Consider the following 15,867-nt stretch of genomic DNA (forward strand, 5'->3'; position numbering starts at 1 on the left):
GAACCAGTAAGGCGGTGGTGCTCATGATCGATGACAGCAAACCGATCTTCATGCAGATCGCCGAACTCATCGAAAACGGAATCGTGGACGGCAGCATGGCCGAGGAATCGCAGGTGCCCTCCACCAACGAGTTCGCAGCTTTCCACCGCATCAACCCGGCGACTGCCGCCAAGGGCGTCAATGTGCTGGTGGATTCAGGAATTCTCTACAAACGCAGGGGGATAGGGATGTTCGTCGCCACAGGGGCCCGTGCCCAGCTGGTTGCGCGCCGCACTGAAGAGTTCTTCGAACAGTACGTCAAGCCGCTGACATTGGAAGCCCGGAAACTGGGCATCTCGGCCGAGCAGCTGAACACCATGATTGAACGAAGCTCGGGGCTTGCCCCGGAACCCGGGACCGATAAAGAAAGGAGCGCGGCCCTGTGAACGAGACCATCGTCGAGGCCCGTAACCTGGTCAAGCACTACAAAGACGTCAACGCACTGGACAACGTCACCCTCAGCCTCTCGGCAAACCGAATCTACGGCCTGTTGGGACGCAACGGTGCCGGCAAGACAACGCTGATGTCCATCCTTACGGCCCAGGCTTTCGCCACCTCCGGTGAAGCCCTGGTTTTTGGCGCCAACGCTTACGAGAACGATGCCGTCCTGTCCCGGATCTGCTTCATCCGTGAATCGCAGAAATATCCGGAAGACTTCCAGCCGCAGCACGCCTTCCGCTCGGCTGCGCTCTTCTACAAAAACTGGGACCAGGACTTCGCGGACCGCCTGGCCGAGGACTTCCAGCTTCCCGTCAAGAGGCGGATCAAGAAACTCTCCCGCGGCCAGTTGTCTGCCGTGGGAGTCATCATCGGACTGGCGTCCCGCGCAGAACTGACATTCTTCGATGAGCCGTATCTGGGGCTCGACGCAGTAGCCCGCCAGTTGTTCTACGACCGCCTCGTGGAGGACTATGCAGAGCACCCGCGCACCATCATCCTGTCGTCCCACCTGATCGACGAGGTAGCAAACCTCCTGGAACATGTTGTGGTGATTGACCGGGGACGGATCATCATGGACGCCGACGCCGAAGAAATCCGCGGTTCGGCTGTCACCGTTTCAGGTTCCGTGGAAAAAGTGGACGCTTTCCTGACCGGCCGCAGGATTCTGCACCGCGAAACGTTGGGCTCCCTGGCGTCCGTGACAGTGGACGAGGCGCTCAGCAGCAGCGAACGTGGCGTGGCCCAAGAGCTTGGTCTCGAATTGACGCCCGTTTCCCTGCAGCAGTTGGTGGTCCGCAAAACCATGGCGGGCTCGGGAGTACCCGGACCCGCGTCGAGAACAGAAGAACTCGCCGACGACACGTTGGAGGCAAGGCGATGAGCAGGACCCTGGCAGTTGCCCGAATGCAACTGATCAATAAATGGACGTACATCGGATGGCCGTTGACCATCCTGGCGGCAGCCTTCCTGATGTCGCTCGCCATCTTCGCACTCATCCCCGTCACCGAGGGCAAAAACGGTGGCGGAAGCCAAGCGCCCCTGTGGTATTTCCTGGTTCTCGGAATCCAAAGCATGACCTTGGTGTTCCCGTTCTCCCAGGGCCTGAGCATCAGCCGCAGGGCGTTCTACCTGGGAACTCTGGGTCTCTTCTCCCTCATCGCACTCGGGATGACAGCGCTCTACCTGCTCGGTGGTGTCATTGAAAGGGCAACCACAGGCTGGGGCATCTACGGCTACTTCTTCAACATCCCATGGGTAACGGATGGTCCCTGGTACTCCACCGCAGCGTTCTTCTTCGTACTGATGATGTTCATGTTCATCATTGGATTCTGGTTCGCCACCATATTCAAGCGCTGGGGAACCACGGGCACCCTGATCTCCACCCTGGGAACCGCCTTGGCGTTGATAGGCTTCGCAGCCCTCACAACATTGCTTGAGTGGTGGGGACACGTTGGAAGTTGGTTTGCCCAGCAAACACCGCTAACCATCAGCGGGTGGGCCGCGCTGCTGTGCGTCGTTCTCGCAGTCGGCTCCTACGCGACCCTTCGCAGGGCAACCCCATAAGCGCCGAATGTAGCGTTCACCACAAAGCAGGCCGGAAGGGCCGCCCCGCCGCGGAAATCGGCTGGGGCGGCCTTTACCGGCTGTAATCTTGTCCAGTGGCATTGGACTTTACGGCGATCGACTTTGAAACAGCCAACGGCTTCCGGGGGTCGCCGTGTTCGGTAGGCCTCAGTAAAGTCCGCGGTGGCGTTGTGGTGGAGGAAGCCTCCTGGCTGATGCGCCCACCCGAGAACCACGATCACTTCGAATTCCACAACACGCGAATTCACGGCATCCGTGCCGAAGACGTCGCCGGACGCCCGAGGTTCGGGGAACTGTTCCCGGAAATCGGTGCGTTCATCGGGGACGATGTACTCGCAGCGCACAATGCAGCCTTCGACCTTGGCGTGATCCGTTCAGGCCTGGAAGTCTCTGGTCTTGCCGGACCAGCCTACGACTACGTGTGCACCGTGATGCTGTCCCGCCGCTGCTACTCACTGGTGTCCAATTCCTTGCCTTACGCAGCCGAGGAAGCCGGAGTTCCCTTGGTGAACCACCACGACGCCGCAGAAGACGCACGCGCCTGCGCCGGCATCCTGGTGGACATCGCCCGCCGCAACAACGCCAACAGCATCGCCGAACTCTATCTATCACTGGGCCTCAACCTGCCGAAGCAACCGGCCTTCGATCCCGCGCATGGTCTCTCCAAAGCGACCATCTCCGCGCTCGCGGCCAGGACCGGCAGCTCAGCCGAACGAACACTGGAGCGAGCCATGGGCGTCCCCAGCGGTTTCGCGGCGTGGCCGGAGGAGGGGCCCAACCCCTTGCCGAACCCCGCTGCCGAACCTGGACATCCGCTCTTCGGCCAGACCGTGGTGTTCACGGGCGACCTCGCCATCACCAGGCCGGAGGCGAAGTCACGGGCCGCGGACATGGGTGCCCGCCCGGAAAGCCGGGTCACAGCACGGACCACCGTGCTGATTGTCGGTGATGGCTTCGTGGCAGGCGACCTTCGCGCCGGACGCCTGACCGGCAAAGCCAAACGGGTCTTGGAACTTCACGCCAAGGGCCAACAAATCGAGGTTGTCTCCGAGGGCGAATTCCTGCAGATGGTGGGCGGGGCATGACCTGGCCGGCCCTTCCCCAACCCCTCAGCCTCCGCCTGCCGGTGCTGCCACACACGGCGGGGTGGATTGGCGGGCCGTCTTCGCCTTCCCGAACCCGGTGAACGAATATGCTGCACGGATCACCGCCAGGCTGGTTGTGGTCTCTCACCGCTCGACGTGCTGTCCGTCAAGGTGCTGGCCCCGGATCGGGCACGCCAAGCTCGTTGCCCGTCCTCCCAAGCGTTTCGCCCAAGGCATCGGGGCCGCCTTGACGAGTGCCGCCGTCGTGCTGTTTTTCACCGCTTTCCAGCCCGCCGCTTGGATACTGCTGGCGCTGCTGATCGTGGCGGCTTCGCTGGAGGCATTTGCGGGCTTTTGCCTGGGCTGCGCAATTTTTGGCTTTCTGCAGCGCAGCGGCCTTATCCATGAAGCCGTGTGCGAGGCCTGCAACAACGTCACGCTTCGCCGGACGTAGCGGGGAGTCAGCCGGTGGTTACGGCAAGCAACCTGTCCGCCATGCCGCGGATGACCTCCGGGGCTTCCACGGCCTCGATCCAATCGGCCGGCAGGCAGTCTTCGCCGTAGTACGCGCCCAGGATGTTCCCGGCGATGGACCCTGTGGAGTCGCTGTCGCCACTGTGATTGATTGCCACGGCTATTGCGGTCCGGAAGTGTTCTGCCGGCGTGCTGCCGCTGGTGGCCAGCACAGCATAAAGCCCGACGGCGAGTGCCTCCTCGGCGATCCATCCCTCGCCCAACGCTGCGGTCAGTTCGTCGGGGTCCAGATGGGTTGGCTGCAGCGACAACTGGAGGGCCGCTTCCAGCCGCTCCGCCAGCTCCGGTGCCTTGGTAGGGACGCCATTGACGTAGGCGAGGGCCTCCGTAGCGGCGGTGCGGATGTCGCTTCCGGCCACGATGTTGTGGATCAGGAGGCCGAAGGCTGCAGCGCTGAGCCGCGCGGAAGGGTGCCCGTGAGTCAACGACGCGGCGTCGGAACTGAGCTTGTACACAGCCTCCCGGGAAATGTGGGGGATGAGTCCGAACGGGGCCGAACGCATCACCGTGCCGCAACCCTTGGAGTCGGCATTGACCGGACGCGCCACTGTCCCCATCTCGCCCGTTGCCAAACCACTGAGACAGGCATTTCCGGGCGCACGGCGGTGACGCAGGACCTCCTGGGTGTCGATCCACCGCGGTTGCGGCACTGGGGCGGAGGAGGCAACAGCGACGTCCTGGGTGGCGAGCCAGCGCAGGTAAGCCAGCCACAGGCAGGCAATTTCGTCCGCCGCAACGCCGTCGTTGGCCCATTCGAGGGCTTCCACAAGGCCGTCCACGGTATACAACGTCATTTGCGTGTCGTCCGAGAAGTGGCTGGCGCCGTCGAGTTGCCCGAACGTCGTCAGGCCGGCGGAACCATAGCGGGCGCGAATTGCGGCAAGGGAGTCGAACTCCACCGCATAACCAAGGGAATCACCCAGTGCCCCTCCCAAAAGTGACCCGTGGACGCGGGACTCGAAGGAAGGAACAACGGGGGACGTACGCTCAACACTCATGCCAGTAACTTACCGTGCCCGTGAACCGCCGCTGATATGGTGGGGAAGCTGCCCGGCACTGACAAAACTTGGAGAGACATTTTGCGTGAACCTGCTTGGCGACGGACAGGCAAGACACCCGACTACAGGTTTTCCCTTGCCAATGAACGTACCTTCCTCGCATGGATCCGCACGTCGCTTGCCTTGCTTGCCGGCGCCGTTGCCGTTGACCAGCTGGCTCCGAACATCGCCCCGACGCCCGTCCGGCTGGTCCTTTGTGTCTTGCTTGCCTTGGTCGGGGCGGGGCTGGCCGCACTTTCTTACCGCCGATGGGGACAGATGGAAGCCGCGATGCGCAACGATCAGGCGCTCCCGTTTTCCCGGGTCATGCTGTTCATGACCATCGTGGTGGCCGTTGCGGCGTTCGCCTTTGCGGTGCTGATCCTGGTGGCGCGGTAAGTATGGAAGTCCGCGACCCCGGGTTGCAGCCCGAGCGCACCACTTTGGCCTGGCGCAGGACTCTGATCTCCCTTGTGGTGGTGGACCTGTTTATCTGGCGGAGTTGGCTGACATCCGAACCTTCCAACGGGAACGTTGTCGCAGGCCTTCCCGGACTTGATTACCAAGGGATCTGTGCACTCGTGGCAGCCGCGGCCACCATCGTGCTGGCCTCCGTGGTGTGGGTTCGCTCACGCCAACTCCACGTCGGAAACTCGGCGGCATCAGCAAGGCTGGTCCTGGTCAGCACGCTGGCAGTGATGGGTCTCGGGGCCAGTGCCATCGCCGCCATCGCCTTGGGCGGATAAGCTCAATGGCGGGATTCAGCAACCGCCCAGACTCGGCTGGCAAGATACTCAATGGCCTTGAGCATTCAATGCCCTCGCAGCACCAGCGCCAAACACCAGCGTCCCCTAGACGAAGCCGGTCCTACCGGCATCCCGGATCAACCGTAAGGACTCATACGACATGACCTCTCCTGTACAGGCCACACCCGAACCCCAGCCGGGACTTGTTGCCCGGTTGTCGGCTGAAGCTTTGGGATCGATGTTCGTTGTGGTCGCGGCAGTGGGAGTCGGGATTTTTTCAAATCCTGGTGCTGCGCCCTTGCCGGCAGCTCTAGCGACCGGCCTCACGGTGACAGCGGCAATGCTGGCGTTCGGTTATGTCTCCGGAGGACATTTCAACCCGGCTATCACCTTGGGCAATCTGATTGCCGGCCGAATCCGTGCCGTGGCGGCCGTTGCATATGTGGCGGCGCAAATCATCGGCAGCGTGGTTGGTGCTGCCCTGATGTACTTCGTGGTAACCACCGTGCCGGTCCTCACGGATGCCCGCGCCGCGTTTGACGTTGTTGCGCCGGGTTTTGGCGACCATGCTTCTGCGCAAACACAGATGGCAGGAGTCCTGCTGGTTGAAGTCTTGGGGTCTGCCCTGCTTGTGGCAGTGTTCCTTGGCGCGACCGCCGGTCGCCGGGCTCTTCCCGCGATGGCTCCCTTCGCCGTAGGCCTTGCCATGGCTGTTTTGCTGCAACTCGGACAGGTCCTGGGGAACCTTCCCTTCAACCCTGCGCGGGCAACAGCGCAGGCGTTCTTCAGCTCACCCTGGGCGATTGAGGGCCTTTGGCTCTTCTGGGTGGCCCCGCTGATGGGTGCCGCACTTGCCGGTCTCGCCTTCCGAGGTTTCCAAGGCTTGTCACAGGCCGCCGTCGCTGACACTGACCACCTCCACGGCGGCACCGACGGCATTAACGACGCCTTCGATGCTGATGATGAGCCTGCTGAAGACTCAGAGGTCAAGGAAGAAGCCGCTGCAAAAGCTGACGTTGCCCCTTCCCGGGCTGTACCGACCGTGCCGGTCACCGATGACGCCCGTGATTTTTTCGACGGTAAAAAGGGCAAATAAACCTTAAGGTATCGACGGCGGACGGCTCGCCTGCGCTTTATTGTCGGTGCCCCCGGTTAACTTGAGAATATGCGGTTACTTCACACTTCTGATTGGCACCTTGGCCGGTCATTCCACGGCGTTGGCATGCTTGATGCCCAACGCAACTTCGTGGACCAGTTGGTGTCGCTGGTGGAATCCAAGTCCGTTGACGTCGTGCTGATTGCAGGGGATGTCTACGATCGCGCCTTGCCTGGCCTGGACGTGGTGAAACTGCTTGATGACGCCCTCGTGCGCATCACCCAGGCAGGGGCCGGCGTCGTCCTGACCAGCGGCAATCACGACTCCGCCATCAGGTTGGGTTTTGCATCCCGTCTGCTGGAACGCGGGGGAGTGCACCTGAGGACCAAGGTGGAGGACATTGATGTACCAGTCCTCTTCCCCCTCGGAGGCGATGAGAATGCCAAGAACAGCACACTGAACGGCCAAGTCGCCGTCTACGGAATCCCCTATCTTGAGCCCCGGCTCGTGGCTGAACGGTTGGGTGCTGAGAACGCCAACCATTTTGATGTGACCCTGGCCGCAGTGGAAAGGATCCGGCGTGATGTTGAGGCGCGCCGTGCATCAGGACCCGTGTATCCGGTGGTCCTTGCGCATACCTTTGCCAGTGGGGGCATTACCTCGGAAAGCGAACGGGATCTGAGCATCGGCGGCTTGGGCGCGGTTCCAGTGGATCTCTTTGATGACTTCGCCTACACAGCATTGGGTCACCTCCATGGGCGGCAGGAGCTGGCTCCACATGTCCGGTACTCCGGCTCTCCCTTGGCCTATTCGTTCTCGGAAGCCAAGCACCACAAGGGTGCCTGGCTGGTAGACCTCGACGCCGGCGGCGTGATCGCTGTTGAGGAAGTTCTGTGGGAAGCCCCCAAAGCCCTCGCCACCTTGCGCGGGACGCTGGATGACCTGCTGGGCGCCGAAGAGCACGCGTGGGCAGAGAATGCTTACTGCCAGATCACGTTGACCGATACGCAACGGCCGGCACAGGCCATGGAGAGGGTGCGCACCCGTTTCCCTGACACTTTGGTGCTCTCTTTCGATCCCCAGGGTGCTGCGGCGCGGACCTCAACCAGCTACAGCAATCGGCTCGCCGAGGCAGAAGACGACCTTGGGGTCTGCTGTGGTTTTCTGGACCACGTCAGGGACCGCGACGCCAGCGATGCAGAAGAAGCTGCACTGCGCGAAGCCCTTGAAGCTGTCCGCCTGCAGGAGGCCGAACTGTGAGAATTCATCGTTTGGACATCGAAGCCTTCGGTCCGTTTGCAACGCCCCAGCATATTGACTTCGACCATTTGAGCGCCCAAGGACTTTTCCTCCTCAACGGCGCCACGGGGGCCGGAAAGACCAGCATTCTGGATGCCATCTGCTTCGCCCTGTACGGGTCCGTTCCCGGCGCCCGCCAGGAAGGGAAACGGCTACGAAGCGATCATGCGGCGCCAGGTGCGGAGCCTCGCGTGGTCTGTGAGTTCTCCGCGCGGGGTCGCCGTTTTGAAGTGACGCGGTCGCCCGCTTGGGACCGGCCCAGCGCCCGCGGACGCAATGGATTCACTACCCAGCAAGCCAAGACCCTCCTCAGGGAGCGCGTCGCCGGGAGCTGGGAGGAGAAATCTTCCAGGAATGACGAGGTTGGGGCCGAACTTTCGGACGTCCTCGGAATGGACCGGGAGCAGTTCACCCGGGTGGTGATGCTGCCACAGGGAGACTTCGCCGCATTCCTGAGGTCCAAGGCCAATGACCGGCTGGAACTCCTCCAAAAATTGTTCGGCACACAACGATTTGAAGCGGTTGAACGCCAGCTCGTTCACCAAGCTGCCGAGGCCGCCCGTGCCGTCCAGGAGAACGCGTCAGAGCTCAAGCTACTGCTGGACCGCGTTGCATCGGAACAGGACCAGCTGGGCCTTCCCGCCGCTGACACTTCGGCCGCAGGGACGGAACCAGGACAGGAGCCTGAGGCCTGGCTGGCCGGGGTAGAGGCAGAAGTAGAAGCTGAATGGAAGCGGCGGCAGAACGAGGCCGCCGAGGCAGAATCCCTGTCTTCCCGCCTTATGGAGCATTTCCAGGAGGCCCAGGAGAAGTCCCAGCGGCATGGGCGTCTCGGTGCCGCGATGCAGCGGCGGGTCCTGCTTGAACTTGCAGCGCCCCGTGCCTTGGAGAACAAGGAAATGCTTGGGAAGCACCGACGCGCCGCTGTTCTCAGCGGCCAACTGGAAGCAGTTGACTCCGCAGCGCGCAAACTCCACACGGCGTCTGCGCGGGCTGCCGGTCTTCGCGAGAAGCTTGATGCCGCGGGCCTGGATGCACCAAAGCCCACCATTGCCCTGGAAACCGTCAAGGCGAGTTGTGCAGTCCTTGAGGCCAGGCTGCCAGAAGAACAGCGCTTGGAAGGGATCACAGTCCGCCTGGCGGCCAGGCGTGGTGAACTGGCGGAACATCTATCCGCTGCGGAAGCTGCGGCCACCGTGGTGGACCAGCTGCGCGAAGAAGTGTCCGCCGTGGAGCTGGAGATCCAGCCCCTCGAACCTTTGGCTGACCAACTGGCCGAACGTGAACGGGAGGCTACGGCTGCGGCCGAGTTGGTGGGAATTGTGGCCCGCCACGCAACTGCTGCCAGCGAATTGGATGTGATCACCGGGAAGCATCTGCACGCCCGGTCCGCATCGCAGGATCTCCGGCAGAAGTGGCTTGACGTCCGCGAACTGCGTTTAGCCAACGCAGCGGGGGAACTGGCCGCCGCGTTGGAGAGCGGTAAGCCATGTGCTGTTTGCGGGAGCGAAGAACACCCCAACCCCGCCCAAGCCGTGCGAACAGCACTTTCCCTGGCCCAGGAAGAGGAAGAGGCCAGGGAACGGTTTGAGGCGAGCGAAAGAGCCCTGGGGCTCCTCGCCGAGCAAGTTTCCTCGGCAGCGCAGGTGCTCGCCGGACTGGTGGCGCAGGGTGGTTCAGCCGATGCTGCCGCCGCAGAGTCCACGCTTGCAGATGCCCGGGCCGCGGCCTTGGCCGCACGTACGGCGGAAGCCTCATTGGAGAAACTTCGTGTCCGGCACGAGGCCCTCATCAAGCGCATCGTACTCGCGCAGGAAGAGCACGATGCATCCGTGGGAGCAGCGGCGCAGGCGTCGGCGGCTGTCCACGTACTCCAAGAGCAATGTGTTGCCCTCGAAACGGATCTTGCTGGCTTGAGGGGCGACTTTTCGAGCTTGCGCGATCGTTTGGAAGCACTCGAGGCTGAACGCGGCCTCCTGCAGGCAGCTGTGGATGCAGACCGCGAACTGGAACGAGCCGAACAAGCGAGGCAAGACGCTGCCGCATCCCTTGACAAAGCTTTGTCGGAATCCGGGTTCGCCTCGGCCGACGACGCCCGCCGGGAGATCCTCTCTCCCGCCGATGTTGTGGGCCTGGAAAAGGACCTGGCCGATTTCGATGCTGAGTCATCCCGTCTGGATGAGTTGTTTGGCAGTGAGGACCTCGTCCTCGCTGCCAAGGAAGCGAGCATTGGAGAACATCCTTTGGGAGAAGCCGAACTTGCCGAATCGAAGCTTCATGCTGCGAATGCCGCGGACGATGCACGGGCCAAGGCTTTGTCGGCTGGGCTTGCTGGAAAATCGGCGGCCGCTGTTGCCCGTTTTCGGACGGAGTACCAAAGCTTGGCGCAAGCCGGAAGGGAGCCGCGGAACCGGGCGCAGATGCTGGCTGAGCTGGCCGATACCGTGAGGGGATCGGGCGACAACAGCTACCGGATGAGCCTGAACGCCTACGTCTTGGCGGCACGCCTTGAACAGGTGGCCACCGCGGCCTCCGAGCGCCTTGTGGCCATGAGCGATGGCCGGTATACGTTGCAGCACACGGACGCTAAGGCTGCCAGAGGCGCAAAGTCCGGGCTTGGGCTTGAAGTTGTGGACGAGTGGACGGGGCAGCGGCGGGACACGTCCACGTTGTCGGGCGGTGAATCGTTCATGGCGTCGTTATCCTTGGCTCTTGGCCTCGCCGATGTGGTCCAGCAGGAGGCCGGCGGCGTGGATATCGAGACCCTGTTTGTTGACGAAGGCTTCGGCAGCCTCGATGACCAGGCCCTGGAACAAGTGATGGATGCCTTGGAGGGATTGCGCGACGGCGGCAGGGTAGTTGGCCTTGTGAGTCACGTGGGGGAGATGAAGCAACGCATCACCAATCAGCTGCAAGTGGTTAAGGGCAGGCACGGTTCAAGCGTGCGGATTGCCGAAGCGGGTCCGGTCTGAGACGGATCCGATAGACTTAACCCGTTACACCGGGTCGCGCGCATCGGGAGGAGGGACGATGCGCACACTTTAGCGAACCCGGATTAATGGAAAAATCTTCAGTAGTTTCACAGCCTTTGTCACCGGCTCCTTCACGCCCCTCACGCCTGCCGGGGCGCTTTGCGCGGCTGCCGGAATTAGCGGGACCTGGTTTCCTGCCTTTGGGCCTTTTTGCCCGGCTCCCACTTGCCATGTTGACGGTCGGCACCCTGACGTTGGTCACCGCCGTCAGCAACTCCTACGCGATCGGCGGTATGGCGGCCGGAGCGGTTGGCATTGGCTCGGCGTTGGGTGCACCGGTGCTCGGCTCATTGGCCGACCGCGCCGGACAACGGATCGTCCTCCTCGTGGCAGCGGTGGTGAATACGCTTGCCGTTGCGGGGCTCCTCGCCGCGGCATACCTCACCACCGGCTACGGTTCGGTGGGCGATGCAGTCGGTGTCCTCATCGCAGCCTTCCTCGCGGGAGCCAGCTGCCCGCAGGTGGGTCCCATGGCCCGTGTCCGCTGGATGGCGTTGACCACCCGCAATTTATCTTCCTCTGCCGGCAGCGGGGGCAGGAGCGTCGCAGCCAACCGGGCTGACCTGGACACCGCCCTGTCTTATGAAGGCACCGCGGACGAGATCACCTTCGTTCTGGGCCCTGCCTTGGTAGGTGTTCTGGCCAGCATGGTGGCGCCGTGGTTGCCGCTCGCGTTGGCTGCCGTCATGACCATCACCTTGGTTCCTGCCTTTGCGGTCCATCCAAGCCAGCATGCGGTGGTGCCCGCGCCTCGGAAGCCTCGGGCCGGCGTCGTCACTCCCAGTGGACAGGGGCCTTACAGCGAACAATCCTCTCCGGTGGCTCCGCAGCGGCGTAGCCGTCGGGCCGGAGCCGTGGTGGCCGTGCCGGTTGTCGCGATGGTGTGCATGGGTACCTTTTTCGGTGCAACGCAGAACGCCCTGAGTGCCTTTTCCGCCCAGTACGCTACTGCCGAGATCGCTGGACTCCTGTATGCAGTGATGGGCCTCAGCTCAGCCGTGGCAGCGCTTTCGGTGGCATTCTGGCCGCAACGGTTCAGCTTGGCTTCCCGCTGGGTTGCCGCAGCCTTGGCGATGTCCGTTCTGTCGCTCTTGCTGCTTCTCCCGGCGGGTATCTGGCCCATGATCTTTGTCCTGCTGATACTGGGCATTCCCGTGGGGCCCGTGATGGTGACCGTTTTCAGCATCGGCGGCGTGGTAGCACCGGCAGGGCGCATGGCAACGGTGATGACAGCCCTCGCCAGCGGAATCGTGGCAGGAACTGCGCTGGGCTCTTACCTGGCCGGGCAATTGGCTGAAACGCAAGGCCCGGGTGCGGCGTTTGTCGTCTCCATGGCGGCGGCCGCCGGCCTTTTGCTGCTGGGCGTAGTCACGTCCTTGGTGATGAAGCGCCAGTCTCAGTCGTAGTGGAGCGCTCCGGCGAGGGACGAGGCCATGAGTTCCACCAACCGGAGTGACCGTTCGTCGTCGGGGTCGGCCAAATGCTGCATGCTGATGCCGTCGATCCCGGAAATGAACATGCGCGTGATGTCCTCCAGATTGGCGGGGACAGGTTCGCCGGCGGCTTCCGCGGCTGCACGGAACAGCTCCAGCGTTGAGTTGACCCAGCCGTCGTACATGGAGCGGTTCATGAGCAAGGCCTGCGGCTGGTCTTCGGCCTCTACGCGGAAGCGCCGAAGCAGCAGTTCGAAAGTTGTGACCTGCTCATGGGGGTTTTCCAGCATACGGCTCCAGATGCGTCTGGCATGGACACCCACCATGTGGCGCAATCCCATTCCAGGATCAGCCACAGGCTCCAGGGCCTTGGCGTAGTCCCTGCTGAGGAAGTTATAGACCTCTTCAAGGAGCTCGTCCTTGCTCCGGAAACAGTAGTGCAGTGCCGCAAGCGGGGCTTCGGCTTCACTGGCGATTCGTCGTGTGGTTGCAGAGGCGAGGCCGTCCTGGGCGATCACCCTTGCTGCGGCCTCGACGAACTGCAGCCGCCTTTCCTCAGCGGGAACCCTGGCCATTCATGCACCTTCTTCTCTTTCAGGCGGTCTCATCGATCGTAGGCGCTATCCGCCGTGGCGTCGTTTCGGCCGTGCCGGGGAGGTGGAAAAGTCCTCCGAAAGAAATTTTACGTCAAAACCTAGTCAAGTGACCCAGTCAAGCGACATACTTCTTTCAGGAACGTTGTCTGCATCACATTTTGGATGCTGTGACCCGAGGAGAACCGATGGAAGATTTCGCTGATCTGGTGATCGTGAATGCCTCGGTCCACACCATGGACCCGGCGGCACCACATCACGTGAGCGATGCCGTCGCTGTCAAGGGCGGCCGCGTTGCGGCGCTGGGCCACCACGCGGTGAGCCCGTCGATTGGCCCCGACACGCAGGTTATCGACGCCGCCGGCGGGGCGGTCATCCCCGGCATCAACGATGCTCACCTGCATTTCGTCTCCGCGGCCATGGCCGCCTACGGCTATACCCGACTGGATCCGGCCGTGGCGCCTGATTGGGCGGCCGTCGTCGACGTCCTGGAGGCAGCGCCTGCGGGTGAGGACGGCTGGGTACGTGCCCATGGCTGGGACGAAGCCCTGCTGGGCCCGGCCCAAGGATTCCTGCTCGAAGTCAGGCCGGAAACCCCCGTAGTGGCGTTCGACAGTACAGGGCACCAGTTGCTGGCCAACCGGGAAGCGCTGAGAAGGGCAGGCGTTGACGCCGCGACGCCGGATGTTCACGGCGGCGTGGTGGCGAGGACTTCCGACGGCAGCCCATCCGGCCTGCTCCAGGACGGAGCTATGGAACTTCTCTCGCGGGCAATGCCGCCGGTTCCCGAATCCACCTTGCGGCCGGCTCTGCTTGCCTTGCAGGAGCAGCTGCATGCACTCGGTATCACCTCCCTCACCGATCCTGGCCTGGGTCCGGCAAGCGCCGGACTCATGGATGGTGCAGGTTCGACGGCGGCACTGGAGTTGCTGGGCGATCTCGCCGAGGCGAACCAACTGACGCTGAGGATCAACGTCCTGATGCTCTTCGCGGGAACCGGGGGAGCCAATGCCAGGGCGGTTGAGGCAGGCCTGCGCAGCGGACTTGCCGCTACCTACCTGAACCGCGGTATCAATCCTGAGCAGCTGCGGATCGCGGGTGTCAAAATCTTCGCCGATGGTATCCCCCGCAGCGGCACCTCGTGGATGAGTGAACCGTATGGCAAGGCATGCACGCACGGCAGCCTGGTGATCCAGGGGGCCACTGACGCCGAGCGGGTTGCGGAGCTGCACAAAATACTGGGGCTCATCAACGACGCCGGGTTGCAAGCAGGGGTCCACGCCACAGGGGACGCAGCCGCCGCAGCCGCCGTTGAAGCGATCATCGCAGCAGCTGAGGGAGCCGCGGCGCATTCATTGTCATCAGGGAATCGCCACTACATCATCCATGGGGCCTTCGATGATCTCGGGACACTTCACTCCATGGCTTCGCACGGCATTGGTTACAGCACCAACCCCCTCATCCGCCAAGAGGCCGGTGACATCATGCGCCAGGTCCTCGGTGAGGATCGTTTCTCCCGGCACCAGCCCCTGAAGTCAGCACTGGGAGCCGGAGTTCATGTCAACCTTGCCTCGGATGCTCCCGTCACCAGTACCGATTGGCGGCGAACCGTGGTGGCAGCCGTCCGCCGAGCCACTCGTTCCCAGCCAGGCAGTCCGCAGGATCCGGAGCGGATTACTGGCTTGCAGGCGTTGGCTGCCATGACCACCAACGCTGCCTGGCAAGACCACGCGGAGCACTTCAAGGGTGCTTTGACACCCGGGATGACAGCAGATTTGTGCTTGCTCTCCAACCCTTGGCCGGTGGACGAGGACATTGAAAAGCTCCTCGACACTGAGGTCAGGCTCACCCTGAGCGGTGGCCGCGTAGTCCACCGATCAGCGTAGGCCACCAATCAACCAGACAGAACATTTCCCTTCCAACCATTCGTGATTCAAGGAGCACCATGCGACGCACCATTCCCTTGGCCCTGGCCGCAGTTTTGTCCATGACGTTGGCCGCCTGCGGTGGCGGTTCCGGCCCAGCCACCGCCCCCGCTGCGGACGGGACCACCACCCTCAAGGTGGGAACCATCGGTATAGGTTCGGACGCCGGTATCCGCCTCGCGGCTGACAAAGGCTATTTCAAGGAACAGGGTCTCAACGTCGAGATTTCTGTCATTGCCAACCCGCCTGCCGGTATTGCAGCTGCCCAGAGCGGTCAGATTGATCTCACCTACACTCCCTCCATCCCGCTTTTGAATGCATTGAGCCAGAACGTACCGCTCAAGATCATCGCCGCAGCCGATGGCTACAAGGACGGGGCTAGTGAGGGGGCGGACCTCAACCGCGTGGATGACACCGGCCTCCTGGTGCAGCAGGGGTCCACCATCAACCGGCCGAAGGACCTGGAAGGAAAGAGCGTCAGTGTTCCAGCCCGCAAGGCACAGCTGGAGGTTACAGTCAGCAAGCTCGTCAAGGACGACGGCGGGGACCCCGCCAAGGTGAATTGGATGGTCCTCGATCCGTCATCGGCACTCCAATCGTTGAACTCCGGACGAGTCGATGCGGCATCCCTGGTTGCCCCATTCACGTCCAAGGCCGCGTCAGAAGGCAACAGGCTTCTGGCCTCGCCCGGCGTCGAGTTCTTTGAACAGGGCGCGATTGGCCTCTGGGTGTCAGGGGCGAACACGGTGAAGTCCAAGGAGAAGGCGTTGGAGGGGTTCAAGACGGCCATCTACAAGGCGAACGCATACGCCAACGGCCACATCGATGAAGCACAGCAGCTCAGCGCCGAAATCACCAAGACTCCGCTGGAGGTCGTGAAATCCGGTGCCGTGAACTACTGGCCCGAAGAGGTACGCCTCGAGGACATCGAACGCGCCAACAAAAACCTCGCTGAGCTCGGCTTCCTGAGTGCACCTGTGAAGCTGCCGGCTGACGTAATTTTCGGCAAGTAGGCCGTAAGCG

15 protein-coding genes are annotated in these 15,867 nt (G+C 62.6%); 13 read left to right on the forward strand and 2 right to left on the reverse strand.

Annotation, left to right across the window (positions count from 1 at the left end):
• The first annotated feature begins 23 nt into the window (after positions 1–23).
• The 5 genes from AC1RJY_RS06580 (at position 24) to AC1RJY_RS06600 (ending at position 3,603) form a co-directional block, all read left to right on the forward strand.
• Positions 24–425, forward strand: a complete 402-nt coding sequence (locus tag AC1RJY_RS06580) for a GntR family transcriptional regulator (RefSeq protein WP_197533143.1) — start codon at positions 24–26, stop codon at positions 423–425.
• Positions 422–1,360, forward strand: coding sequence for an ABC transporter ATP-binding protein (locus tag AC1RJY_RS06585; protein WP_498601884.1), 939 nt, complete (start codon positions 422–424; stop codon positions 1,358–1,360). Before AC1RJY_RS06580 ends, AC1RJY_RS06585 begins: the two co-directional genes overlap by 4 nt.
• On the forward strand, positions 1,357–2,043 hold the full coding sequence (locus AC1RJY_RS06590; protein ID WP_011775228.1) for a hypothetical protein: 687 nt from the start codon (positions 1,357–1,359) through the stop codon (positions 2,041–2,043). Before AC1RJY_RS06585 ends, AC1RJY_RS06590 begins: the two co-directional genes overlap by 4 nt.
• Before the next feature lie 95 nt (positions 2,044–2,138).
• Positions 2,139–3,149: a 3'-5' exonuclease gene (locus AC1RJY_RS06595; protein WP_011775227.1), complete on the forward strand. Its 1,011-nt coding sequence runs from the start codon at positions 2,139–2,141 to the stop codon at positions 3,147–3,149.
• A 1-nt stretch (position 3,150) separates the two neighbouring features.
• A complete protein-coding gene (locus AC1RJY_RS06600) occupies positions 3,151–3,603 on the forward strand; it encodes a DUF4395 domain-containing protein (protein ID WP_498601978.1) in 453 nt (150 codons plus the stop codon).
• A 7-nt stretch (positions 3,604–3,610) separates the two neighbouring features.
• Here the strand turns inward: AC1RJY_RS06600 and AC1RJY_RS06605 are convergent, their stop codons facing one another.
• The gene (locus tag AC1RJY_RS06605; RefSeq protein WP_498601886.1) at positions 3,611–4,681 is read right to left on the reverse strand and encodes an ADP-ribosylglycohydrolase family protein; all 1,071 of its coding nucleotides are present in this window, start codon (positions 4,679–4,681) and stop codon (positions 3,611–3,613) included.
• Between the two features lie 81 nt (positions 4,682–4,762).
• Here AC1RJY_RS06605 and AC1RJY_RS06610 point away from each other — a divergent pair, with 81 nt between their 5' ends.
• From AC1RJY_RS06610 to AC1RJY_RS06635, 6 genes are all read left to right on the forward strand, one after another.
• Entirely contained in the window at positions 4,763–5,119 is a 357-nt protein-coding gene (locus tag AC1RJY_RS06610; protein WP_175538584.1) for a YidH family protein, read from the forward strand.
• 2 nt (positions 5,120–5,121) lie between these two features.
• Positions 5,122–5,466 (forward strand): DUF202 domain-containing protein, encoded by a 345-nt coding sequence (locus AC1RJY_RS06615; protein ID WP_210063666.1) that lies wholly within the window; start codon positions 5,122–5,124, stop codon positions 5,464–5,466.
• 160 nt (positions 5,467–5,626) lie between these two features.
• Positions 5,627–6,562 carry an aquaporin gene (locus tag AC1RJY_RS06620; RefSeq protein ID WP_498601888.1) on the forward strand — a complete coding sequence of 312 codons (936 nt, stop codon included), beginning with the start codon at positions 5,627–5,629 and terminating at the stop codon, positions 6,560–6,562.
• A 69-nt stretch (positions 6,563–6,631) separates the two neighbouring features.
• Complete coding sequence (locus tag AC1RJY_RS06625; RefSeq protein WP_498601890.1) at positions 6,632–7,822, forward strand: exonuclease SbcCD subunit D; 1,191 nt, start codon at positions 6,632–6,634, stop codon at positions 7,820–7,822.
• Positions 7,819–10,833, forward strand: coding sequence for an AAA family ATPase (locus AC1RJY_RS06630; protein ID WP_498601892.1), 3,015 nt, complete (start codon positions 7,819–7,821; stop codon positions 10,831–10,833). Before AC1RJY_RS06625 ends, AC1RJY_RS06630 begins: the two co-directional genes overlap by 4 nt.
• A gap of 86 nt (positions 10,834–10,919) precedes the next feature.
• Complete coding sequence (locus AC1RJY_RS06635; RefSeq protein WP_498601894.1) at positions 10,920–12,299, forward strand: MFS transporter; 1,380 nt, start codon at positions 10,920–10,922, stop codon at positions 12,297–12,299.
• Here the strand turns inward: AC1RJY_RS06635 and AC1RJY_RS06640 are convergent.
• On the reverse strand, positions 12,290–12,901 hold the full coding sequence (locus AC1RJY_RS06640; protein ID WP_011775218.1) for a TetR/AcrR family transcriptional regulator: 612 nt from the start codon (positions 12,899–12,901) through the stop codon (positions 12,290–12,292). The two genes, AC1RJY_RS06635 and AC1RJY_RS06640, sit on opposite strands and share 10 nt — an antisense overlap.
• A 206-nt stretch (positions 12,902–13,107) precedes the next feature.
• On the opposite strand from AC1RJY_RS06640, the gene AC1RJY_RS06645 reads away from it, so the two are divergent.
• Together AC1RJY_RS06645 and AC1RJY_RS06650 are read left to right on the forward strand one after the other, a co-directional pair.
• Positions 13,108–14,805: an amidohydrolase gene (locus AC1RJY_RS06645; RefSeq protein ID WP_498601895.1), complete on the forward strand. Its 1,698-nt coding sequence runs from the start codon at positions 13,108–13,110 to the stop codon at positions 14,803–14,805.
• A 59-nt stretch (positions 14,806–14,864) separates the two neighbouring features.
• Entirely contained in the window at positions 14,865–15,857 is a 993-nt protein-coding gene (locus AC1RJY_RS06650) for an ABC transporter substrate-binding protein (RefSeq protein ID WP_498601896.1), read from the forward strand.
• The last annotated feature ends 10 nt before the right edge of the window (positions 15,858–15,867 follow it).

This window comes from Arthrobacter sp. GW822-FHT05G07 (assembly GCF_058799755.1).